Below are 23967 nucleotides of genomic sequence, written 5' to 3' on the forward strand. Positions count from 1 at the left end.
AAAATGTATATCGTTGGCAGAAGAAATTATTTAGACCAATTATCAAAAGCTTCATTGATGACTTTATTCTCGATAAAAATCATCTGCTACCACAGAGAATCTTTAAATAATAGTGCGTAAGTCCTATGATTTTTAAATAAGATTTAATATTTTTCAATGTTTTATAGGTTTAGTTACCTGCTTTCTCATAGGTATGTAGTGAATTCCCCATTGCTGAGTTAATTCACCTACAATCTCAAAGCCAAATTTTTTATAAATTTCTAAAGCATAGAAACTCGAATTTACCGTAATATGCTCAGGCTCATGCTGCATTATTACGCTTTCTATAAACTCCCACATTTGACGTCCAAAACCTTGGCCATGATATTCAGGTTTCAAGAAAAAATGCATGAGATGTGCAGGATGCACATAAGCTACATTGCCAACGATTTCTTGATTTATTTCAGCAACAAAATAATGGATTAAATCACGCTCAAAAATATGTTTGAGCATGTGGGGCTTAAAGCGCTCACGACCTTCTTCACTGCAAATAACATCATCGACAAATGGTTCAATGACTGCCGCGATTCCATCAACATCCTCTACACAGGCTGGGCGTATGATCATTTTTAGCATGTTGTTCTCTTTATAAAAGTAATCCTTAAACTTCCTCCGTCAAAGAAAATAAACTTTCTTAAAAGAGTCATTTAATGAATTATTGCTTTTAGCTGTTATTTTTCAATACGTTTAAAAGTTACTTCAGCTAAATTTAAAGTAGATGTTGTACATCCAATATGCAATTGTCATTCAAATATTTTTCAGCACAATTTTAAAATATATGTGAGGCATAAATGCTGAATGAATTCAGAAAACATAAAAATCCCCCACGTTTGGAGGATTTTTTACTTTATTTATTGAATAGCCATTATTTTTAATACACATCACGGCGGTAACGACCTGCTTTACGCAGTGTATGCAGTTGTTCAATGCCCAGTATCTCTTGCAAAGTGGCATCTACCGCTTTAACCATATTTAAACTGCCGCAGATATAGAGACAAGCCCCTTGCTCTAGCCAATCAATCAATTCAGCTTTTTTCACAACTAGGACATCTTGCACATATTTTTAAGCAAATCCATCACGAGAAAATACCCGATCGATTTCTGCAATTTTACCTTGGTTTTGTAATTCATGCAGTTCATCAGCAAAAATTGCATCAAAAGCATGTTGACGTTCACCATAAATAAACCTGTTTTGATAGTGCACCGTTGCGACGCGTTGCCTTAGATGTGAAAGCAAACTCGCCATTCCTGAGCCATTGCAAATCAAAATCGCAGAGTGAACGCCTTCTGCTAAGTGAAAATTTGGATTCGCACGAATACAGGTATGAATATATTGACCAAATTTTAAATCTTGTGTTAATAAACCAGAACCTAAACCTAGTTCATCGCCATGCTGCTCTTGACGTACGACGAGCTCTAAATCTTTTTAATTAAATAGAGTTTGATAATTTCACGCTTATACTAAACGACTGAATAAAGACTATAATAAAAATTAAAAATTCATTCGCCATTTGCGAAATCTTCGAGCAATCATGTCCAAAAATCTTGCAACGCTGATTGGATTCAGTGCAATCTTACAATGGTCTTCTATTGTTGGTTTACTTAAGAAAATTAGTTTCAGTATTGGCCCTGATCTTGCTGTGCTCTTTATGTATACTTTGAGCTCAATTATTCTATTGCTCTTATTTAAAATTCCAAACCTTAAACTGGTTCCGCACCAATTTTTGATATACGCCACCATTTTATTTGTGATTTATGAGTTGTGTTTTTCTTATGCCATTGCTTTGGCTCAAACAGCTCAACAAGCGATTGAAATCAGTTTGGTCAATTATTTATGGCCGAGTCTGACAATTGCCGCGTTAATATTATTTAAAGAATTAAAATTTAACTTTTTCGTAATCATTGGTTTAGCCATTAGTTTGGGCGGTATTATTTTGATCCAAACGGGTAATGGAAGTTTTAACTGGTCTACAGTCTTTACGAACATTCAGTCCAATCCATTAAGCTATTTTCTTGCTTTTATGGGCGCGAGTTTATGGTCACTCTACTGTGTGATTACCCGTAAATACAGTCATGGACATAACCCTATTTCATTCTTTTTCGTCGTGATCACCATTGTGCTATGGCTAAAAATTTTGACATTTCACGGTATCACGCGAATGCCTGCCGTAGACTTACATACCGGTAAGTATATGTTAATCGTGTCCATCGTGACCGCATTGGGCTATGCAGCGTGGAATGTAGGTATTATAAAAGGCAATATTACGATATTGGTGACCTTATCGTATTTTAGTCCGATTTTTTCTTCATTAATTTCAATGTTTATTTTACAGACACCACTGAGTTTAAGTTTTTGGCATGGTGCCATTTTAGTGACATTCGGTTCGCTGGTATGTTGGATTTCAACCAGTTGGCCACAAATAAAAGCCAAATTAATGCAATTGCGCCATGAATAATATGAAGCAGTCACTTGGCTCATTTATCTTAAACTGAATAACAAAACCGCGATTAGGCACAGCATATGAAGTAACTGTGTTGGTGCAAAATATAGAAAATATTTCCAGCCACCTGTGAGAAATGCATTCACACATTTTGAAATCGCATGGGCTGATAATCCAATCACCACAGCATAAACCAATGTTAAATTGTCGATATTACCTTGCATCACCACGGTTGCCATAGCTGCATGGACTTCAAAGAGTGATGCTAATAATGTCCCTAAAATTAAGCCTTTATCACCTAAAGCGAGATTTAATCCATAAACAAGTGCTTGGATCAAAGTAAGCGTGATGGCAATGATTGCCGCCTGTTTTAAGCTAAACATTCGACTATCAGTATTTTCTAACGGCACTGTTTCATTCGCCTCTACACGAAGCATTTCAGGTTCTGACTCTTTATTATGCTGAACTTGAGATGAGCCATAAATCAGATATAACGCAGCAAGGACCAATATCAAGATGCCGACGATACTTGGTATAACTAATATTTTAAACCAAGCAAAACTCACCCCAAGGACAATGATCAAAAGTTGAACCAATGTCGCAACACATGAAAAAAGTCCTGCCCCTGCATTACTTTTGGCACTGGCTTTTCCTGCTCGTACTTCCATACCTAAGCTTGCGATTGTTGCTGTGCTCGACACAAAACCTGATGCCAAGGCCGATAAAATAATGGCTTTATCAGAGGATAGAAGCCGCTTGGCGATGTGCGCTAATGACTGCACCACCAAGATCAATATCAGTAATTTTAAAATCACATAGGGATTTAATACTGAACCCCAATAGGCTTGATTCGGCGTTAAAGGTAAGGCAATTAGGATCAATGCCAGTAAAAAGACCCCATCTCTTAACTCATAGTCTTTGATCCAATGCGCTGCAAAATGATGTAAGCCTTTTTTTCCAAATAATATGAGGGTCAGCACCACAGCCAAACACGCAGCCAGTGGAATATTAAAAACACAAGCGGCGCCGATTAAATAGGTCATGACAAAAGCAAGTTCAGTGGTTGTACCAATATCTTGTTTTTGTTGGCTTAATCCATAATAGCTAAACATACTGACGACAATTGCACCGATCACACCTACAGCTAAATGGATTAAAAAACACAATGCTCCAAACAACGCACAAATGGTAAATGAGCGTAAACCGGCAAAACTCTGTTCACTGTCCAAATTGTTGTTACGTTGACGCTCCAAACCGATGAGCAATCCACAGCCTAAAGCCGAAGCTAAAATCGTTAACAATGCGGGGAAGGATAATGTTTGTATGAGTATTTCCAAATTTAAGCCCTCCCATCAAAACATTGATTATTTTGGTAATATAAATAAAAAAAATTAACGCTAAAATTCGAAAAATAAATATATAAATTGGACAAATTGAGCATTTTCAATCATGTTCAAAGTTTAATCATCTTTTAAATCATAAACAATTCCATGATAAATATCTTAGTAAACATTAATTTTTCTCATATTTTAATTAAAAAAATATTCGAAAATCTGACTTAAATTTGGCCTTTATTTTCCTTCATGACTGTTTAAAGCACATATTAAGCCCAAATCACCATAATCGCCGCAATCACCACTAAGGCTAATCCCCAATGATCGGTTCTTGCGAGTTTTTCCTTAAAGAAATATGCAGAAATTAAAAGACTAAATAATATTTCGATTTGACCTAAGGTTTTGACAATCGCAACCGTTTGCATACTCATAGCAGTAAACCACCCCAAGGATGCTAGAAAGCTACAGACACTAACGCGAAAGGTCAGACCTACTCTCTCCCACATGGCAATGAGCGTTTTACGGCTAAATAGACTGAGGTACAACAGCATAATCACACATTGAAAGCCAATTACACTCAACAACACCCATGCCGCACGATGCAAAGTCGGTAAATCACTTAGCTCTAAACTGGCTTCACGAACCAATAAAGAGGTAATTGCAAAACTTAATCCACTTCCTACACCGATGCATAAAGTTGGCAGAGATAATTTTTGTCGTTGAGAACCTTTGCTTAAAAGAAAAACGGCAACACCACCAACCAAAACACCAATCCAACCAAATAAACTTAAATGTTCACTTAAGAAAATCACCCCCACTATGGCCGCAAAGATGGCTTCACTTTTCGCTAAACCGACACCGATGGCATAATTCTTTTGCTTAAAAAGCAAGACCATTAAAATCGTCGCTAAAATTTGACTTAGTCCTGCAATCACCACATACACCCAAAACATAGGTGTAAATGTGGTCACCTGAGTCACAGGCTGTTGTTGGTACAGCACAAATAAATAAATGCAGGCAAATGGGAGCCCAAAAATAAACCGAGCAAGGGTAACACCATACACATCAACAGTGGTACTGAGTTGTTTTTGAAATGCATTGCGCCATGACTGCATAAAAGCAGCCATTAAAGTGAATAAGATCCAAACTGGAAACATAAGAAAGGTGGTTTAACGGTGGATGCCTCATCAATTTACGCTTTTATTGAATTGAATGCGACCCAACACAGCTAGATTATTCATTGAACTTGGTTATGGATTCGTTGAAAAAAATTTATTTAAAAACCTCATATTAAGCATATGGTATTTATCAAAATTTAAGTTTTTATAAAAAAACGCAAAGGCATGTTACCTTTGCGTTTTGCTCCTTACCAACATTTAGTTAGTGACTTATATTAAGTTAGCTTTCTAGTAATACAGCACCAAATTGCTCACGTAGATCTTTTTTCAGCATTTTACCTGTTCCACTCAATGGAATAGCATCCACGAAAATCACTTTATCTGGCACCTGCCATTTAGCGACTTTATCTGCATAATAATCCAAAATTTCTGTATCAGATAAATCGACATCTGGCTTTTTAATTGCAATCAATACAGGACGCTCATCCCATTTTGGATGGGTTGCTGCAATCACTGCCGCCATAGCAATTTTAGGATGTCCCATAGCTAAATTTTCTAACTCAACAGAAGAAATCCATTCACCGCCAGATTTGATCAAATCTTTTGAACGGTCACTAATTTTTAAGAAACCATCCTCATTCAGGGTTGCAATATCCCCTGTATCAAACCAACCATCTGAGGTTAATGCAGACTCTGTTTTGCCAAAGTAATTGCCAATAATCCAATGCCCTTGGATCTGTAAATTACCCGTCGTTTCGCCATCACGTGCAACTTCGTGTGTACCGTTTTCTTCATCGGTAATACGTAAATCGACCCCAAATGGTGGACGACCTTGAGACAATCTTACTTGTAATTGTTCTTCTTCAGATAATAATAAATGTTTGGCTTTAAACTGGTTTGAAGAACCTAATGGACTGGTTTCAGTCATCCCCCAAGCATGAATCGTTTCACAGTTAAATTGTTCTTTAAACACTTTTAACATCGCAGGAGGACAAGCAGATCCACCCACCACATTACGCACTAAACTTTGGAGCTGACTACCCGCTTGTTGCGCAGCATTAATTAAACCCTGCCAAATCGTTGGAACACCCAATGCAACGGATACTTTATAGTCATCAATCATTTGCGTCAGGCTTGCTCCATCTAAACCTGGGCCTGGCAGCACTAAAGTACATCCCACCATTGCCGCAGCATATGGCGTACCCCATGCATTGACATGGAACATCGGCACAACAGGCATCATAATATCCCGCGCTGAGATATTTAATGAATCCGGCATACAAATCGCATAACTGTGTAAGACTGTTGAACGATGGCTATACAACACACCTTTCGGATTGCCTGTGGTACCAGAGGTATAACATAAAGAACTAGCCGATAATTCATCTAATTCTGGCCATGTATAGTCTGCAGATTGTCCCGCAATAAGTTCATCATAAAATTTAACATCTGGCACCGCTTCGACAATTGCTGCATCTGGTGCATCTAAACAAATAAAATGTTCAACAGATTTTAATAGTGGTTTTACTGCTTTGATTAACGGCAAAAAGGTTTTATCAAATAACATCACGCGGTCTGCGGCATCATTGATGATAAAAATTAATTGTTCTGGAAATAAACGCGGATTAATAGTGTGACAGACATAACCACTACCTGAAATAGCGTACCAAGACTCTAAGTGACGATGGTTATTCCAAGCGATGGTCGCAACACGATCCCCTAAATTTAAACCGAGTGATGCAAGAACATTGGCAAATCGTTTTGAATTTTTATGGACTTCACCCCAAGTGGTTTTCGTAATCGTCGTGTCTGTATTTTTTGAAATTACTAAACTATCCGCATGATAGCGACCCGCATGTTCAATCATGCTACTAATCAAAAGCGGTTTAAACATCATATTACCAAGCATTCTTTGCTCCCACATTCATCCATATTGAGTTGTTGTTTTTCCGCACTGTCCTGCAGATTTTTTAAAACTTTGCACCATGTCAAAAGTGATTATTCTTTATCGACAAGGTTAAAGCAGTAGATATGAAACGCATATCCAAAACTGATTCTTATGTTTTAACCTTAATTGATTTTAGAATCCACTGTTTTATTACTCAAAATATGAATGCTTTAGTGGTATAAAATGCAAAAATTAATAGCATCATCCCAATTCAAAATATGTTCCTATTTTGTTTTCGCTCTGCTGCTTTAAAAAATGTCGTTTTCAGTTATCAAATAATCGACTGAGTCAATTGGTATAAAAAAACCCAGTCTAGATACACTGGGTTCATTCGTCGCATTAGCCGTTGTAGTTACAATAGTTACAGTACTTCAAACTCAATACGACGGTTTTTCTTACGACCTTCAGGCGTAGCATTGTCTGCTACAGGCTTATTTGAGCCCATCCCTTCAGTACTTAAGTTCGCCGCTGCAATATTTTTTGAAATCAGGTAGTTTTTAACTGCATTAGCACGATCTTGGCTTAAACTTAAGTTTTTCTCAGGATTCCCCGAGCTGTCTGTGTGACCAATAATTCGTACTTTTTTCCCACCGACGCGATTCAGTGCGACAACCATTTCATCTAAGATCTGTACCCCAGATGGCGCTAAAATAGCACTTCCCGATTCAAATTCGATAATACGATTACGTAAAGCCGCATCAATAATAGCCTGTTCAGCCTGATTGACAGAAAGCTGTGCATTGAAACGAAAAGGTGCTGTGACCAAAGACTGAAACTTGGTGGTCGTTGGTTGGATATCATTTTGATTTGACATCTTGCCACTTAAATCGACTTGCGTTCCGCGTACAGAGAGTTTCCCCTGTTTTACTTTTTTTAAGTCATCATTAATCATTTGGCTTACGCTATTGCCCCAACCATTGGGTGCTGTAACCGCTCGAACCTGAATTTTATCAACCACATTTGCCTGACCATAGGTCAAATAGGCTTTATTTAATATTTCTTGCTTGGTTGCTTCATTCGGTACAGCACCTTCAATCACAATAGGCTCTGCCCAAAGCAAAGTCGAACAACCTAAAATGTACACACTCGCAAGAAATTTGGGCAACATTGGTAAGATTCTTTGCATCATTATTCTTCTATAAAAGTCTGTCTAAAAAGTTTAATGCCATGAATAAGGCTGATCTGGCGCTCACTCAAAGACTGTTCCAAAACGGCTAAGCCTGCATTTTGTTCAAGATAAGGATCAATCCAACTAGCATCAATCAAGGAAACCCAATGATCACTTTGCATGTTTTGGGTAAATACATCACTCAGCGCTGTAATATCAGCGCCTTGAAAACCAAACAGTAAAACTGGCGAATCACTGTGTAGGATGCCAATGAGTAACTCAGCATCTTGGTTTTCGACAAAGCGACTAATTAAATTGACCCAAAAAGCCGCAATTTCATAACAGTAACTAATATTATTGATCGGTAAGATCAACACTTTATTCAACCGAGACGTACCCTGATGAATAATCGGTTGTAGCAGCAAACCGAGACCAATCATGCTTTGCGCCAACTGATAAGGCGTAAAATTCAATAAACGTGCAAATGAATGCAACGTATGGTGCTCATAAAAAGAAGAGGTTTCCTCTGTTCCGAACACTTGGATTTCGTTATTCAGTTTGCCTAATTTATCGAGCAAAATATCGGGATCGCGAATAGAACGCATCACTCGGTTACGCTGATATAAGTCAATTAAGGTCTGTTTATAACGATATGGTGCATACAAAATATTATCGAAAGGATCATCAATTTCTAGCAAATGAGCCAGCACCATTGGAAATTGACGCTTTGAACTGTCTTCACTGCTTATCAAATTGGCAACCAAAAAACGCTTATCTTTTGGACTGGCAATAAAGAAATCTAATGAAGGCAGTGAGTTATACGCTGCATTAAAATTGTCTGAACGCATAGCGAACTCAAGCGCCTCCGTGATCCACTGATCAATTAACTGAATCAGTGAATATTGTTCACGGCTCTTTAAGAAGTCACCACGAGCTGGACATTTTCCATAATACAGCGGTGTCGTTCTCACTTCATACATCGTCACACTCCTTGTTCTTTTGCACGAATGCCACCGCTCTTGTTTTTTAAATTCATCATCATGGTGTTGCTGTTCCTTGTACAACACTCATCGGTGAAGTCGCTGGCGCTACAGGCGCTTGTCCTGCTGGCATCGTTTGCGCTGCGACGACACGAACACCTTTATTCGTCACCACTTGATCAACAAGAGTCATACCTGAATAGCCTGAACCTGTAGTTGGGCCAGATGCGTTACCACTGATTAAACGGAAGTTCACTTTTACAAACACTTTTGGATTTTGTTTGCTACGCCACACCATTTCAAATGAATTACCATTTTGTGTACGCTGAGCGCCTTCAACCAATCGGTTAATACCATATTCACCCGGCTCATCAAAAATGGTATGCGTTTGACCATCTAAGTCAATCGCGGTAATACGTGCGCCCGGAATTGCCCCTTTATTTGGCCATACGAAGTTCACCCATTGCTGCACACCATTTTCATACACCATACGTTGACCATCAATATCAATGGTATATGAAAGCAACTGTGTATTTTCTAATGGGAAGAACTGGAAGTTCGATTGATTGGTTGCCGCAGGTGCTGCTTGACTCAATTCCCCTGTAGCAACGCCATTACTTGGCGCAACATAGCGTTGGAAGTTCGCTACAAATTGTGGATTTAAACCAATGCCCAAATCTTTCCATGTTTTCGTGGTTAAGGTATAGCCTCGACGAATCACCAATGGATCCAAATATTCTTTTACAAAACGAGCGATACTTCCGTTTTCACCAAAAATTTGGCTAATTTCATTACTGGTTGCTTGTAAAGTTGCATTGCTATTAAATGGATATTTAGGCGCAAGATTAGTTGTAAATGGTTGATACGCCTGCATTGCCCACAACTTATTAATTTCGTTTTGAGCTGGGATCAAAAGAACTTCAAATGACTGGGTCACTGGCTGCATAAAGAGTTTTTGAATCAACTGTTGATCTAATTCATTCAGACCCACAGACATTTTTTCATCCACAAATTTTTGCGTGCTATTAAAGACAGAGCTTTGATCATTGATGGTTTGTTTCACCAATGTCATGCTTGCAGGCCCCATATCACCGCCACTCTTCAAGTCATTGAACTTGCTGCGCACTTGACTGAGAGACAGCATGTATTCATCTAAAATAGATTTGTTTTGCTGATCATCACGCTTACGAACCAATTGATAGAACACATCAAATTCTTTTGCAATAACACCTTGACCTGCTTTAGAAACAACTTGCTGTGCCTGCTGCGCATCATCACGGCTGAGAACTTTACGTTTAAACCACGCAATAAAGCCTTTCTGAGGTGCAGCCAGTTCTGCTTGAACAATTGGATTATCCCAACTGGTTTCTTTCGCAATACGGTCGACCACTTTACGAATTGGCGAATTCTCAGGTTCACCTAAAATATCGATAAAACGTGACTGCTGAGCGACATCTGCACCTTTTCCATAATGCACAGCATTTAAAAATTTACGCCATTCAGCGATATATTCCTGCTTATAAAGTTCGGTTAACTGTTTACTGATCTGATCTGGACTACCACTAAACGTCAGGTCATCAGAGCGATTGGTATTGAGTACCCAATCTTGGGTATCTGTCGGATTATTCGCAGCTTGGTTAATCGCATCTTTTACATAATCATTCCATGCTTGGTAAGTAAAAATACCCGGCAAGGCATAACTACCCAACATGCTGTTTTGGCCTGTTTCACCTAAAATTTGCTTCACAGTTACTGCAGGGAAACGTACCGAACCACGCATTTTAATTTCATTATAAACGCGGTCACGTGCAGGAATACCCATAGTAACAGCCGTCAATAATTGACGTGTTTGATCAACCAATAAAGGATCAGATTCCATTTGCGGGAACGCAGGATCAGCAGCTAAAGTCATCGCATAAGATAAAACTTGTTCGGCTTTTTGAATCATTTCCCCACGTGGCATTTGACCACGATTTGAATCTAACCATGAACGCCAGAAACGAGTAACTTGGTCACTCAAATGGCTCGATTCCATATATTTATGATTGCTCATCATCAAATACGCCTTCAGTGCATTGTAGGCATCCTGAGGGTTAGTATCCGATGGTTCTAAATAGGGCTGATTTGATTTCACAGCTTGAGTGATTTGCACATTGACGTGATTTTCTTTCAACGTTGCTTCATTGGCTTTAACGCGTTGTAAGTACTGCGCCATATTTTGCTGAGATGGTGCCAATACAATTTGTTGAATACCTCGTAAATACTCAACTTTGAGTTTTTCACGAATTTTATTCCCTTGGTATAAACCAAAGCTGTATTTCAATGGACGATCTTCATCAAAATGATCAAGTTGTTGTAAATGCCCTTGTAATATCAGTAATGCATCCAATTGAGTCGAAAGCTCACTTCCGCTACGGCTTTCCATTTGCACAACTTTGTCTAAGTCAGCTTGAACTTCCGCTACGAGTTGTTGGTTATTACGATACGACCAAACCCACAACCCAAGTACCACTGCAACCAATAACAATGCAGCAATAAATGCCATAAAACGCTGACGCTTACGTGCAGGATTAATATGTTGTTTAACCAGATTTTTATCTTTTAAAATGACGGTTGAAAAGAGTCCTTTTAAGAAATAACCATGGTCTTGCGAAACAGAATTTGTCGGAATGCCAAACTCACTATCCGTACTTTTCACCAAATGGAAATCTTCAGCAATTTGTTCGGTCATCGGACTTTCAATTACACCTTCTTGCAACGCACTGGTGAAATAGAAACCACGGAATACCGGTTTAAACTGATAAGGGTTGTCTTGAAACAACGTACCAATAAAAGTTTTTAACACTGGCTTTAAACTTTTAAACTCAAGCGGAAATGTCATTACACTTGGAGAAATATTTTGCGAATGACGACGACTCAAGTGCGTAGTACTCACACTCTTCAAACCATCGTATAAAATTGAATAATGCTTTTCGAACATCTCAACAGCATGTTCGGATGAGTCTGGATCATAAGGTAGCGTTGCACCCCAAACTTGATCAAATTCATCCTTATCATAACAATCAAAAAATTCTGTAAAGCCAGCAATCAAATCCATTTTTGAAAAAACGATATAGACTGGCGCAAAAATTTCTAAACGTTCCGTCAAATCCTGTATACGTGCGCGTAAGTTTTTGGCTAATTTGATTGATTTTTCAGGACTTTGACTAACAAGCTCCGCCACAGAAACAATCACGATTAAACCGTTAATTGGTGCTTTAGAACGGTTTTTCTTTAGAATATTTAAAAAGCCTAACCATTCTGAATGGTCTTCGGCATAAACTGAATATCGACCTGCGGTATCGAGTAACACACCATCTGTAGAGAAAAACCAATCGCAGTTACGAGTACCACTTAGACCTGCCGACACCATTTTCTGATGAGTTTCTTCAAATGGAAATCTAAGACCAGAATTATAAATCGCTGAACTTTTACCCGCTGCTGGGTTACCAATCACCATGTACCAAGGTAATTCATATAGGGCTGCATTACCCTTTTTGTCGCCGAGTTTTGATTTACGGATAAGTTGAATCGAGTCTTTCATTTGCTGATTGATCAGCACAAGTTCTTCTTTATTCTTTTGTTTGCCGTATTCAGCTTCATTATCTTTGGCAATCGCCTCAGCTAGCTCTTCGCCTTGCTGTTTATGACGATAATGCTGCACTAATTCATAAATACCCCACAGAATTAATCCGAGAATATAAACAGCAACCACAATGTAAAAAGTCTTTTGTGGAATCGAATTATGCATAGCCACAATGGCCACAAAAAATGACAAAGCCACCATCGCTTTAGGATTGGTGACGTACTGCCAAACATAACCGAGGATCGTATAAAATAGTGTGTTCACAATGTTCTCAATTTCGTCTTAATTCTAATTAAACAGTTTCTTGTTCAAGTTCATCTTCTACTGAAAATGCTTGAATAAAAGCAAATGTCGATTCTTGGTCTGTGCTATAAATCATGGCAGTTAACTCTTCTGGCAAGTGCATACCCAACATGAATCCAAAAATTTTTGCCAATTGCTGGGTATTTCCAAGATTCTGTTTTGTATATAAAAAATGATAGGTTTTAATCGCGGTTTCATTAAATTTATACTGTAATTTTTTCACCACTTTCATATCCGTTGCATCATCTAACATCAATAAAAAGGGTTGTTCTTGATCATACTGATCTAAATTATTCAGTGCTTTAAGCTCTAAATTACGTTTCAACTCAGGCTCATGTGCCACCACTTGTAGCACTTTATTTGGAGTTAAACCTCGAACTTGAACGTCTGAAGCAGCCAAACACCAACTCGATGCAAACTCTGCAGCAATGTATTTTTCTTGTAACCACATCTTTTCATCAATCCATTCTTGGTCGATTTCAGAGTCAGCATTGAGAATCAAACTGACTTCAAACTTTTGTTTTGAAATCATCTCTAAAATGCTTAACCATTCTGAATAAGCGACTTGAGTGCCGATAAAATGTGGCTCGATATGAATTTGTTCGGGAATGATCGAAAATCCGTCAGATAGATACTGCTGAATAATTTGAGCATAATCATCATTCCATTGATGAATCAAATTATCAGCAAGCAAAATATGGACATTTAAACGATTTAAACGTGAAACTTGCTGTGCATTGTTCGCCAAATGTTCTGGATGTTCATCTTGCGTATAATCTGGATCCACCCAACCCGGATGCATACGGTACTGATATGCCAATTCACTATCATAAAAGAGTGCTGATTGCTTCAGATGCTCAGCAATTAAAAATAGACTTTCAGCGTGTTGCTCTAGTTGTTGCTGAATAAGTGACTGGATTCGTTTTTCACGCATGGTGATGGCACTAAATTCATCATCTGCTTCTTCACTAGTAAGTTCATCTAAATCTTTGATTCGAAATGAAAGAACAGGCAAACCGTATGCATTGAATAATTTATCATCAAGTTCAGGACTTTTGAATTGTTGAATATCTTGGATAATTTGTTCATTTTCACCAAAACTATGCCAAGCCGCTGAAGAATAAACATTTAAACGAAATTGCTGTACATCGACAGGCTTCGGTTTTGCTTGTTCAATGGCCTCAAGTTGTTGTTGCTCAGCTTGTTCCTCGGCACGTTTTTCAGCTTCAAGCTTTTTTTCTTTTTGATGTTGAATGCTCTTATAAATCAAATAAGGCGACAAAATAATCGCACATAATGCGACAGGAAGAAGTAGAAAATAGGTGACCAGATCCAAAGCCGTCGGGTCATAGCCTGTATCTCGCCAGTAAAAAATCACGAAAGCAGTACACAAAACAAAAAGCGTACTAAAGGTACCAATTATTAATTTCAGCATTATTATAAATTCCCCATTAAGGCATAACAGGTTTCTGTATTATCGACCTGTTTATTCGGCTGTAAAAATGCTCCCTGAGCTAAACCAATTCCGCTCAAAGAATTTAAACACACCGGTTTTATTTCTTCTTTTTGTAAAATTAAGCGCACATCCACCATTAATGTTGGACTGCACCAAGTTTGAATCATTTGTTTTAATTTTAGGCTGCGTGCCTGATTCGGTAAAAATGTTAAATAATCTTCATGATTTAAAGGTCCAATCACGATTTCAATTTTTTCGTCAATCTGTTGAATCTTCTCACCACAAAAAGTATTCAGCCCCAATAAGCTCGGCTGAGATCCACCTAAACATGTTCTCTGATCTTCTTCAAATACAAAAGTTTCAGGGATAAATTCTCGAATATCAAATTTCTGCTTAAAGATACAATTCAGCATGGTTTTTAATGCATAAGCTGTATTGTTTTGCCCCTGCATTAAACCTGAGAATTCAGCAAAATAATCATCTAAATCTGGCTGATCATGCTGGCTACTGATATAACCATTTAATGCATGTAAAATATCAAGATAGTGATTATCCTGCTCGATTTCATAACGAATAGGTAAATGATAATTTAAACTGGCATCAACATAATGTGCTGTTAATTTATGATTAAACAGCCCTAAAAACTTTTGTGTTTCGTGTCGCTGATGTCGCCCGCTGAGCTTAATCTTATTGGTATAGCTATAAGGTAATGCACCTTGAATACCCGTTAAACCCACCATTAAATTTGTCAGTTCAACTTTCTCATCGTTGAACTCTAAACTTTCAATTTCAGTGTTCGGGAAGTTCAAATTAAGTGAACTATTAAACTCAAAGTCATTGGCCCAATGGACTTGAGCTGCTCCATAAGGTGCATGTCTTAACAAACGAGTAGCTTGAACAAACTCGTAGGCTTTCGGTTCTTGGAAAAGTCCGTCAATTACAGAGCTTTCTTGCCACCAACGTTCTGCACGCATTGGTATAACTCCTGTTGACTATTTGCATCAAAAACCGAGACATCGACAAAGCTGTTCATATTGACTTTTAAATTAAAGATATGGGCCAGCAATTGACTAAATATATATAGGCTATGTCCTCTAAATATATCCGCATCGATATCGAGCTGTACTTTTAAACCTCTGACAAATAATGGAAATGGTTTACTATCCACAAGTTTCTGCGTAGTAGAAAACTGAATCTTTTTTATGGAGTCGATAATAATTTGGTTTTCTTTTGATTTAGGTAAATTATACAATTCCAAAAGTTCTTTAATATGAGAGACCGCATCGCCTTTCATTAAAGACATATTATTCAAAGATAAATGTGAAATGACCCGCCACTGTTCTTGTTTATTTTGCTCAAAATAATACGGTAACGACGGTCGTTTGAGCATCAGAGCACGACGTGCCAAATTACTATCATTCAGTGTTAATGCATTCTGATCTTTATTATAACTTTCGTAAGGTAACTCACGATTACTACACAAAAGTTCAGTACTAATAAAATCGGACTGAGTACTATGCGGGTCTAAAGCACGAGATATGATTGAATAGTTTAATTCCTGATGTTTATTCTTCATCTGCTGCGGATTTAAACTATAAAAAAACTGGACTTTATCTTGATGATAATGACTCATTGCAAAAAAAGGCAGTACCGGATAATACACTTCATCTTGGTTACTTTTTTCACGCACCATATTCATTTTTAAAATGCTATAGGCCTGAAAATATTCAGGATGGTGCGCATCTGTCACCAATGGATATTCCATTCTCTTATGATTAATCTTTTGCGGCTCTGCTTGTTTATTGAAGAGATTAACGATTGGTGTAGCAAACAATTTAAAATTTGCAGCATTTAATTCAGAATAATTTCGAATTGCCGCTTGATCGTTTAAATTAAGCTTAAAGTGCATTTGAACATCAAATTCACTGTGTTCTAAACTTAAAAACTTAATGAAATCTAAATTTAGATTTAAAAAATTGAATTTTTCAGGAACACAAAAATATTCCATCAATAAACGATATGCATGATGCGTATGCTGATCGATAGGTAGAACACTTTGAACTTCATCAAAGCCCATAATTTCAAATGGATTGGCAATATCAAAAATGTGCTGCCCCACACGAATCGAAAAACTCGTAGTCGATTTAAAAATACTATCTAAAACCTGTAAAGGAAAATTAGAAATAGCGTCTAAAAATATCGGCAAAGTTTCATTTTTGAGTAAAGCGTGCTTATTCGAAAAAATTTCAAATCCTAAGCTCAATGTAGCATTTTGATTTAAATGCATATGTGCCGATGGATGAGTTTTGAAATTGAGCTGTTTTAATTGAATCGGTAATAAAGTGACTTCTTGTACCGTCTGATATTCACATTGAACACCACGCGTACTTTTGGCTTTTAGACTGGTCGCCTTTGGAATAACGTGTCGATCTGTTAATTGCTTAATTTTATTTATATCTTCGAAGCTCACCACAGAACATGCAGGAAATGGTTTTAAATATTGAGGAAACATCACCTCAAAAATTGAACGGGTAAAAACGTCATAACTATCTGCAAGTTTTTTATCAATCCGTGCAGAAATTAGAGAAAATGCTTGAATTAAACGCTCAATATGCGGGTCATCTATTTGTTCTTGGTTTAAAGACAAACGCTGGGCGATTTTGGGGTATTTACTAGCAAACTCACGGGACTGTTGTCCAAATTCCTGTAGTTGTTTTTCGTAATACGGTAACAGCTCTTCAATCACAGATAACCCACTTCATTAAGCTCTTGGAGAAATAACATATTGTTGTGTTGTTGGTTTTAATAAGGCATCAAAAATAACCGGTTCATATAAAGGATGAATATTTAAATATGCCTGAATACTTAAACATAGTGCCCCCATATTATGGCCATCCATGAGCATTTCGACTCGAATCTGTTTTAAACGCGGTTCATGTGCAGCAATCGATTGCTCAATTGACTGGCAAATTTTGTCGCGATCCGATGGATTTGCAGTCGATAAGCCCACAAAATCGATAATGCCAAATTGCAAAATAGATTTTTTTGCTAATGGAAAGTCATCAATCAGTTCATCTAATTTTGCCACCCGACTATTGAGGAGATCCTCTAAATCGGAAGCAACAGATTCACGCAGTTCTTGCAAAGACAGACCTTGAGTCTGCTGAGCATCTGCTGGTAATAAGCGGTCAAATAAAGTCGTTCTAAAACCGTAAGGATAAAGCTGATCGAGATTCATATCTTCTTATAAATATTTAAAAAAATGAAAATAGAGGCTACCCAAGTTAGCCTCTATCTGAATCCATCTATTACGCTGCGTATGAAGCAGTGTTGTTAGATAATGACCACTTCTTAGTAACAGCACCTTTCGCAGTACCGTTAATATCTTGTTGGTTATATGTCCACTCTACTGCAGCATATTTCAAACCAAATGATTCGTGTGGAACACCTTCATCATTTACAGTTGGAGTCACGCTAGAAACCAACACATGTTTCAGTTTGATTTGAAGATATTTGATACGTTTGTCGCCATTCGCACGGTAGAAATCAATTTGAACTTCATCAAATGTATAACCTGCTGAACACGCTTCCCAAAGTTTAGGGCTTGTCGCATCTAAATCTTTAACAAAAACCATATCAGAATGTTCTACACGTTCTGCAGTGTGACCACCCACACTTGAAGAAGTCGCAGATTTAGGTTGACGGATGTTATGCGTCCAAGAGTTTACTTCTAACCAACTCTTGTGCTCTGCATCACGAGATTCGCCGTCTACTTTGTACTTACCACGAAATTGAATGTATATATCTTTCATTGTTCTGAATACCTATTTATTTAAAGTTATTATAGTGTTGACCCAAAATTAATTTGAGGACTGAGGTAACTCGGTCACAAGTCGTAATGAAACAGACAACTCATCCAACTGGAAATGTGGTCTTAAGAAAACCACAGATTTGTAGTGACCAGGCAAAGCTGGATTTTCTACAACTTTTACAGAAGCTTCACGCAATGGATACTGAGCTTTAGCTTCTTGAGATGCACCATCATCGAGTAATACATATTGCGACAACCATTCATTTAAGAAAGTCTCAACATTACCCGCTGATGCAAAACTACCCACTTTGTCACGCATCATTGCTTTTAAATAATGTGCAATACGTGAAACTGCCATGATGTATTGGATCTGGCTAGACAATGCAGAGTTTGCATTAGCTGTATCGCTGTCATATTTTTTAGGTTTTTGCGTCGATTGCGCACCGAAAAATGCTGCATAATCAGTATTTTTGCAGTGTACCAACGGAATAAAACCAAGGTCACTCAGTTCTTTTTCACGACGGTCGGTAATTGCAATTTCAGTTGGGCACTTAAAGACCACTTCGCCATCATTGGTTTTGAATGTATGGACAGGCAAGCCTTCAACTAAACCACCACCTTCTACACCACGAATCGCAGCACACCAACCGTGCATATCAAATGCATTGGTTAAACGCGTACCAAAGGCATAAGCCGCGTTCATCCATAAATATTCATTGTGGTTTTCGCCGGAAACTTCTTCAACGAAGTTAAAGCCTTCAGTGGCAATGCCTTCTTTTGGATCATATGGCAAACGACCCAATACACGTGGCATTGTCAACGCAACATAACGTGCATCGTCACTTTCACGGAATGAACGCCATTGTACATATTCTGCTGTTTCAAAGATTTTAGATACATCACGCGGACGATCAATATCAGTAAAAGACTCTAGTCCCAACATATTCGGGCTAGCAGCCGAAATAAACGGTGCATGTGCAGCCGCAGCGACATGTGAAATTTGCTCAAGCAAATACATATCAGATGGAGTACGGTCAAACTCAAAATCACCAATCAGTGTTGCATAAGGCGCACCACCGAATGATCCATATTCTTCTTCATAGATTTTTTTGAACAACGTGCTTTGGTCAAAATCGGTCGCACCTTGGAAATCTTTAATCAATTCTTTTTTCGTCGTATTTAACATACGAATTTTTGTTAAAGAATTTGAAGGTGTTTCTTGGCAGAAATAATACAAACCACGCCATGTCGATTCAATTTTTTGAAATTCAGCATGGTGCATGATTTTACTTAACTGAGATGAAATCAACGCATCAATTTCAGCAATACGCTTATCAATTGATAAAGTCATATTGTCCGAAACGGTGATGGTACCTGCCATGACTTCTTTGGCAAGTTCACCGATCAGACTTTTTGCACGATCATGTTCTTGATCTGTACGCGCAATACGACTTTGTTCGACAATTGAATCTAAAAGCGAATATTCTTCAGTTGCTTCAAGGTTTGCAGCAGTTGCAGTATTAAAATTACTCATTTTCTGCCTCCACACTCAACTTACGAATTTGATCAGTGTTATGTAACACTTCATCCAGTAAATCTTCTAAGCGTTCATTATTTGAAATTTTATTACGCAAGTCAGACAGACGCTCACGTGCAGCAACTAACTTTTGTAATGGATCAACCTGTTGTACAACTTGCTCTGGAGTGAAATCGGCCATGCTCTTAAATGTAAGATCTACCGACATTTTTCCACCGTCTTCAGTCAAGGTATTCTCAACTTGAAAATTAGCACGTGGCGCTAAAGACTCCATTACCTCATCAATATTATCTAAATCAACATTAATGAATTTCTTGTCTTTTAATTTAGTTTTCTCTACTTCAGATGCCGCAGAGAAATCACCTAACACCCCAACAACGAATGGTAACTCTTTAATTTCTTTACCGTCGCCAACTTCAACATCGTAAGTCAATTGAACACGAGGAGGACGAATTCGTTGAAGTTTTTTCTGTACACTTTCACGTTTTGCCATGAGTGCTTTTCCTTGTTATTTATTCTTCAATGTATCGAAAGGTGAACCACTAGTAGCAGGTTTTTTCGCTGTAGTCTGCGGTTTTGCTGGCGTGGTGGTTTTCTTTTTGCTTGCAGCTGTAGTCGTTTGTTTAGGCTTGGTAGACGCTGTATTGGTTCGTTTTTTTGTAGGTATCGTCTGTTTAGATTTCACATTGCTCGAAGATTCAGTGCTTTTTTCACGAGCATCTGCTGCAGTAGACTTAGATTTATCAATCGTCGGCTGAATATAACGAATATTATCCGACAATACTTTGGCAGGAGAATAGGTCTGTTCATCTAGAGTACGATTTTCATTACTGCGCATATGATTCAGCGCATTATATGAAATAGCGATACCTGCTAAAAAAGTGACATCAGTAAGTTCAGGCGACTGATAGTTCTTTTCTCGCAGCAGATTGACCGCTTGCAATGCTTTTAAATTGTAACCATTAGCTTGATATTTTTTGGCAATATCTACAAAAATTTCATTTTTTAAGTTCTCATTTTTCTTATTTTTTTTGTCACATAACTGATTATAAAAACCAATAATCTCTGGATCTGTATCACCTACTGCCAGTGGATAATCCTTTAAACAGGATTTTTTCACAGATGCCGCTTTATCTTTTGCAAAAACGGTTTGTGTTAAACTGGCTGCTAAAATTATAGGTAATAAAACACTAAATTTATTCAAAATTGCCTCTGTATTTCTACGTGCTAAAACTTAATTTATGTGGAGAAATCACCACTTATTTTCCCGTGGGTTTTCTCTTCATTTATCAAAATTAAAAATATGCTGCAGATTTAACAAAAAATAAGCACATAGAGTCAATACAAAAATGTGCCAAATACTCCAAAGTTTGTCGACGATTTGTTTTTTTTTGTTTCATTTTATAAAAAAATCTTTTTCCTTTTTTTATTTAGTCTGTATTATATCGCCTAAAGCAAGACACTAATAATATATAAGGTGTTGATTTTAAAGTTTTTATTTTTATAGCAAGAAAAAAGAGATCACAGTCAAACTTGTAAAATTTCGTACTGTGGATTCTAAATTTGATGAGTTATTTATGAATAATTTAAAAGTTTTAATTACTAAACTTTCACCTCACGCCCGCATTTCACTCGAAAAGTCAGCCAATACATGTATTTCACAGCAAAATTATGAAATCGAAATTGAACATTTTTTACTCGAATTATTAACCTATAACAATAAAAATGACCTTCAAATACTCTTAGAAAAATACAAAGTTTCTGCAGACGGTTTGGCAGATGACCTCAAAGAAAGTATCGCTCAACTTCCAAAAGGAAATACACGCACCCCGATTTTTGCCCAATCCATTGTGCGCTTACTTGAACAAGCTTGGTTATTAGCATCTGCTGAACAAAATCCACAAATTCGTAGTGGTCATTTACTTGTTGCACTGCTTACCGCGCCAGATTTATACCAAATCGCAGCAAGAGCTTCTTCTCTATTCGATTTATTACCTATCGATACGATTAAACATAAATTTTTAGATCTTTGCCTAAAAAGCATTGAAAATGAAGATTTAGCAACAGCATCACTTGATGAAAAATCAGCAGTACAAACGAATGCAACTACGCCAGTTAAAACACCAGCTCTAGACCAATACACCATTAATCTTACTGAAAAAGCTAAAAATGGTGGCATTGATCCTGTGATTGGTCGTGAGTTTGAAATCCGCTTAATGCTAGATATTTTGATGCGTCGTCGTCAAAACAATCCGATTTTAACGGGTGAGCCTGGTGTTGGTAAAACGGCCGTTGTTGAAGGTCTGGCATTAAAAATTGCAACCAACCAAGTTCCAGATGCTTTAAAAAATGTCAGCATTCATACTTTAGATATGGGCTTACTACAAGCGGGTGCCAGTGTTAAAGGTGAATTCGAAAATCGCTTAAAACAAGTCATTCATGAAGTTCAAGCCTCTGCACATCCAATCATTTTATTTATTGATGAAGCACACACGTTGATTGGTGCGGGTGGTCAAGCAGGTCAAAATGATGCAGCAAACCTATTAAAACCGGCGCTTGCACGTGGTGAGTTAAGAACCATTGCCGCAACGACTTGGGCTGAATATAAGCAGTATTTTGAAAAAGATGCCGCATTGAGCCGACGCTTCCAAGTAATTCAGGTCGATGAACCGACTGAGGAAGTTGCAATTGACATGTTGCGTGCCATGATTCCCGTAATGGCAAAACATTTCAATTTACAAATTGACGATGAAGCTATTGTTACAGCAGTCCATGCATCACACCGTTATATCACTGGCCGTCAATTGCCTGATAAAGCGATTAGTGTCTTAGATACGGCTTCTGCACGTGTTGCATTAACGCAAAATGCACAACCTGTAAAATTGGATCAACTTCATGCTCAATTACATAATTTGAAGCTTGAATTGGCGATTCTTGAAAATGAACATAAGAATATTCCTATTCACCACGAACGCATTGAAAGTGTAAAAACACAAATATCCGCGCTTGAACAAGAGATTCAGTCGACAGAAACGCAGTGGAAAAAAGAACTCGAATTCGTTCAACAGATTAAAACGCTTGAACAAGAGTCCGAGCAAAAACCAGAAAATATTGAAACTTTAAGCAATATACGTAACCAATTGGCAACTTTACAAGGTCAAACGCCGCTTGTTTTTGAACGTGTAAATGCTCAAATTATTAATGAAATCATTTCAGACTGGACCGGTATCCCTGTTGGGAAAATGGTGAATGATGAAATTCAGCAAATTTTGAAGCTTGAAGCACAGTTAGAACAACGTGTGATGGGTCAAGATTATGCACTGCATCAACTGGTACAAGGCATTAAAACCTCCAAGGCAAAATTGGAAGATCCAAATAAACCTCAAGGCGTTTTCATGCTGGTTGGCCCAAGTGGTGTGGGTAAAACCGAAACTGCACTTGCGTTAGCAAACGAGTTATATGGTGGTGAGTCTCATTTAATCACCATTAACATGTCTGAATATCAAGAAGCACATACCGTGTCGTCTTTAAAAGGTGCTCCTCCAGGTTATGTCGGTTATGGCCAAGGTGGCGTACTGACAGAAGCAGTTCGCCGTAACCCATATAGTGTGGTTTTACTCGATGAGATTGAAAAAGCACACAGCGATGTTCAAGAGCTATTCTACCAAGTATTCGATAAAGGTACTTTGGAAGATGGTGAAGGTCGTGTTATTGACTTTAAAAATACCACTATCCTGCTGACTTCAAATGCTGGCTCTAGTGCCATTATGCAGGCTTGTTTAAATCAGCCAGTAGAAGAATGGCCGTCAGCAGAAGAACTTCTAGATGTATTAAAACCAGCTTTATATAAACAATTTAAGCCGGCATTTTTAGGTCGTATGCGTATTGTGCCGTATTTCCCATTGCACGATGATCTGCTCGTACGCATTATTCAGCATAAATTAGGCAAAATCACCGCGCGTATTGAAAAACAATATGGTACGCAAACACGTTATACCGATGATTTAGTCGAATTATTATTAAGTCGCTGTACTGAGGTCGATAGTGGTGCGCGTAATGTCGATAACATTTTAAATGCGACGGTCTTGCCTGCTTTAGCCACTGAATTACTCATGGCAATGAGCGAGCAAAAGATTCCATCAGTCATTGAAATCGATGTTAAAGACGATGAAATTATTTATGTTTTAGATCCTAAAAGTAAACCTGCAAAAAAACGTAGCAGCAAAAAGACTAAAACCTTAGAAGCATAAGCTAGGAACGATGTAGA

Annotated in this window: 19 protein-coding genes and 1 pseudogene; 3 read left to right on the forward strand and 17 right to left on the reverse strand. The window is 37.8% G+C overall.

The window, feature by feature from the left end:
* A pseudogene (locus FTV03_RS11175) lies at positions 1-110 on the forward strand (IS701 family transposase); the annotation flags it as partial.
* Positions 111-153: 43 nt separating this feature from the next.
* On the opposite strand, the gene FTV03_RS11180 reads toward FTV03_RS11175, so the two are convergent.
* From FTV03_RS11180 to FTV03_RS11190, 3 genes are all read right to left on the reverse strand, one after another.
* Positions 154-606, reverse strand: coding sequence for a GNAT family N-acetyltransferase (locus FTV03_RS11180; RefSeq protein ID WP_180041450.1), 453 nt, complete (start codon positions 604-606; stop codon positions 154-156).
* Between the two features lie 304 nt (positions 607-910).
* Positions 911-1078, reverse strand: coding sequence for a hypothetical protein (locus tag FTV03_RS11185; protein ID WP_180041432.1), 168 nt, complete (start codon positions 1076-1078; stop codon positions 911-913).
* A gap of 24 nt (positions 1079-1102) precedes the next feature.
* Positions 1103-1285 carry a hypothetical protein gene (locus FTV03_RS11190; RefSeq protein WP_180041433.1) on the reverse strand — a complete coding sequence of 61 codons (183 nt, stop codon included), beginning with the start codon at positions 1283-1285 and terminating at the stop codon, positions 1103-1105.
* A gap of 286 nt (positions 1286-1571) precedes the next feature.
* On the opposite strand from FTV03_RS11190, the gene yddG reads away from it, so the two are divergent.
* Positions 1572-2495: an aromatic amino acid DMT transporter YddG gene (gene yddG, locus FTV03_RS11195; RefSeq protein ID WP_180041434.1), complete on the forward strand. Its 924-nt coding sequence runs from the start codon at positions 1572-1574 to the stop codon at positions 2493-2495.
* 23 nt (positions 2496-2518) lie between these two features.
* Here yddG and FTV03_RS11200 read toward each other — a convergent pair whose 3' ends face one another.
* From FTV03_RS11200 to FTV03_RS11265, 14 genes are all read right to left on the reverse strand, one after another.
* Positions 2519-3817 carry an MgtC/SapB family protein gene (locus tag FTV03_RS11200; RefSeq protein WP_180041435.1) on the reverse strand — a complete coding sequence of 433 codons (1299 nt, stop codon included), beginning with the start codon at positions 3815-3817 and terminating at the stop codon, positions 2519-2521.
* 266 nt (positions 3818-4083) lie between these two features.
* The gene (locus FTV03_RS11205) at positions 4084-4971 is read right to left on the reverse strand and encodes a DMT family transporter (protein WP_180041436.1); all 888 of its coding nucleotides are present in this window, start codon (positions 4969-4971) and stop codon (positions 4084-4086) included.
* Between the two features lie 241 nt (positions 4972-5212).
* Positions 5213-6841, reverse strand: coding sequence for a long-chain-fatty-acid--CoA ligase (locus tag FTV03_RS11210; RefSeq protein WP_180041437.1), 1629 nt, complete (start codon positions 6839-6841; stop codon positions 5213-5215).
* 400 nt (positions 6842-7241) lie between these two features.
* On the reverse strand, positions 7242-7988 hold the full coding sequence (locus FTV03_RS11215) for an OmpA family protein (RefSeq protein ID WP_306669385.1): 747 nt from the start codon (positions 7986-7988) through the stop codon (positions 7242-7244).
* A gap of 20 nt (positions 7989-8008) precedes the next feature.
* Positions 8009-8968 carry a type VI secretion system-associated protein TagF gene (tagF, locus tag FTV03_RS11220; RefSeq protein WP_078190765.1) on the reverse strand — a complete coding sequence of 320 codons (960 nt, stop codon included), beginning with the start codon at positions 8966-8968 and terminating at the stop codon, positions 8009-8011.
* Positions 8969-9026: 58 nt separating this feature from the next.
* Positions 9027-12857, reverse strand: coding sequence for a type VI secretion system membrane subunit TssM (tssM, locus tag FTV03_RS11225; protein ID WP_180041438.1), 3831 nt, complete (start codon positions 12855-12857; stop codon positions 9027-9029).
* A 28-nt stretch (positions 12858-12885) separates the two neighbouring features.
* Positions 12886-14331: a hypothetical protein gene (locus FTV03_RS11230; RefSeq protein WP_180041439.1), complete on the reverse strand. Its 1446-nt coding sequence runs from the start codon at positions 14329-14331 to the stop codon at positions 12886-12888.
* Positions 14332-14333: 2 nt separating this feature from the next.
* Positions 14334-15326, reverse strand: a complete 993-nt coding sequence (tssG, locus tag FTV03_RS11235) for a type VI secretion system baseplate subunit TssG (protein WP_180041440.1) — start codon at positions 15324-15326, stop codon at positions 14334-14336.
* Positions 15290-17098 carry a type VI secretion system baseplate subunit TssF gene (gene tssF, locus FTV03_RS11240; RefSeq protein ID WP_180005371.1) on the reverse strand — a complete coding sequence of 603 codons (1809 nt, stop codon included), beginning with the start codon at positions 17096-17098 and terminating at the stop codon, positions 15290-15292. Before tssF ends, tssG begins: the two co-directional genes overlap by 37 nt.
* A 15-nt stretch (positions 17099-17113) precedes the next feature.
* A complete protein-coding gene (tssE, locus tag FTV03_RS11245) occupies positions 17114-17590 on the reverse strand; it encodes a type VI secretion system baseplate subunit TssE (RefSeq protein ID WP_078190770.1) in 477 nt (158 codons plus the stop codon).
* A 70-nt stretch (positions 17591-17660) separates the two neighbouring features.
* Complete coding sequence (locus tag FTV03_RS11250) at positions 17661-18164, reverse strand: type VI secretion system tube protein Hcp (protein ID WP_078190771.1); 504 nt, start codon at positions 18162-18164, stop codon at positions 17661-17663.
* A gap of 48 nt (positions 18165-18212) precedes the next feature.
* Entirely contained in the window at positions 18213-19697 is a 1485-nt protein-coding gene (gene tssC, locus FTV03_RS11255) for a type VI secretion system contractile sheath large subunit (protein WP_168379480.1), read from the reverse strand.
* Positions 19690-20193, reverse strand: a complete 504-nt coding sequence (tssB, locus tag FTV03_RS11260) for a type VI secretion system contractile sheath small subunit (RefSeq protein WP_078193364.1) — start codon at positions 20191-20193, stop codon at positions 19690-19692. Before tssB ends, tssC begins: the two co-directional genes overlap by 8 nt.
* Positions 20194-20208: 15 nt before the next feature.
* Entirely contained in the window at positions 20209-20904 is a 696-nt protein-coding gene (locus FTV03_RS11265) for a hypothetical protein (RefSeq protein ID WP_180041441.1), read from the reverse strand.
* A 373-nt stretch (positions 20905-21277) separates the two neighbouring features.
* Between FTV03_RS11265 and tssH the strand changes: the two genes are divergently transcribed.
* The gene (gene tssH / locus FTV03_RS11270) at positions 21278-23950 is read left to right on the forward strand and encodes a type VI secretion system ATPase TssH (protein WP_180022647.1); all 2673 of its coding nucleotides are present in this window, start codon (positions 21278-21280) and stop codon (positions 23948-23950) included.
* The last annotated feature ends 17 nt before the right edge of the window (positions 23951-23967 follow it).

The organism is Acinetobacter sp. YH12218 (assembly GCF_013417925.1).
Taxonomy (GTDB): Bacteria; Pseudomonadota; Gammaproteobacteria; order Pseudomonadales; family Moraxellaceae; genus Acinetobacter; species Acinetobacter amyesii.

What these genes read in the sequence shown, in the direction of transcription:
- FTV03_RS11180 (WP_180041450.1), bottom strand. Translation starts at nt 606, where the DNA reads ATGATCATACGCCCAGCCTGTGTAGAGGATGTTGATGGAATCGCGGCA.
- FTV03_RS11190 (WP_180041433.1), bottom strand. Translation starts at nt 1,285, where the DNA reads ATGGCGAGTTTGCTTTCACATCTAAGGCAACGCGTCGCAACGGTGCAC.
- yddG (WP_180041434.1), top strand. Translation starts at nt 1,572, where the DNA reads ATGTCCAAAAATCTTGCAACGCTGATTGGATTCAGTGCAATCTTACAA.
- FTV03_RS11205 (WP_180041436.1), bottom strand. Translation starts at nt 4,971, where the DNA reads ATGTTTCCAGTTTGGATCTTATTCACTTTAATGGCTGCTTTTATGCAG.
- FTV03_RS11210 (WP_180041437.1), bottom strand. Translation starts at nt 6,841, where the DNA reads ATGCTTGGTAATATGATGTTTAAACCGCTTTTGATTAGTAGCATGATT.
- FTV03_RS11215 (WP_306669385.1), bottom strand. Translation starts at nt 7,988, where the DNA reads ATGTTGCCCAAATTTCTTGCGAGTGTGTACATTTTAGGTTGTTCGACT.
- tagF (WP_078190765.1), bottom strand. Translation starts at nt 8,968, where the DNA reads ATGTATGAAGTGAGAACGACACCGCTGTATTATGGAAAATGTCCAGCT.
- FTV03_RS11230 (WP_180041439.1), bottom strand. Translation starts at nt 14,331, where the DNA reads ATGCTGAAATTAATAATTGGTACCTTTAGTACGCTTTTTGTTTTGTGT.
- tssG (WP_180041440.1), bottom strand. Translation starts at nt 15,326, where the DNA reads ATGCGTGCAGAACGTTGGTGGCAAGAAAGCTCTGTAATTGACGGACTT.
- tssE (WP_078190770.1), bottom strand. Translation starts at nt 17,590, where the DNA reads ATGAATCTCGATCAGCTTTATCCTTACGGTTTTAGAACGACTTTATTT.
- FTV03_RS11250 (WP_078190771.1), bottom strand. Translation starts at nt 18,164, where the DNA reads ATGAAAGATATATACATTCAATTTCGTGGTAAGTACAAAGTAGACGGC.
- tssC (WP_168379480.1), bottom strand. Translation starts at nt 19,697, where the DNA reads ATGAGTAATTTTAATACTGCAACTGCTGCAAACCTTGAAGCAACTGAA.
- tssB (WP_078193364.1), bottom strand. Translation starts at nt 20,193, where the DNA reads ATGGCAAAACGTGAAAGTGTACAGAAAAAACTTCAACGAATTCGTCCT.
- tssH (WP_180022647.1), top strand. Translation starts at nt 21,278, where the DNA reads ATGAATAATTTAAAAGTTTTAATTACTAAACTTTCACCTCACGCCCGC.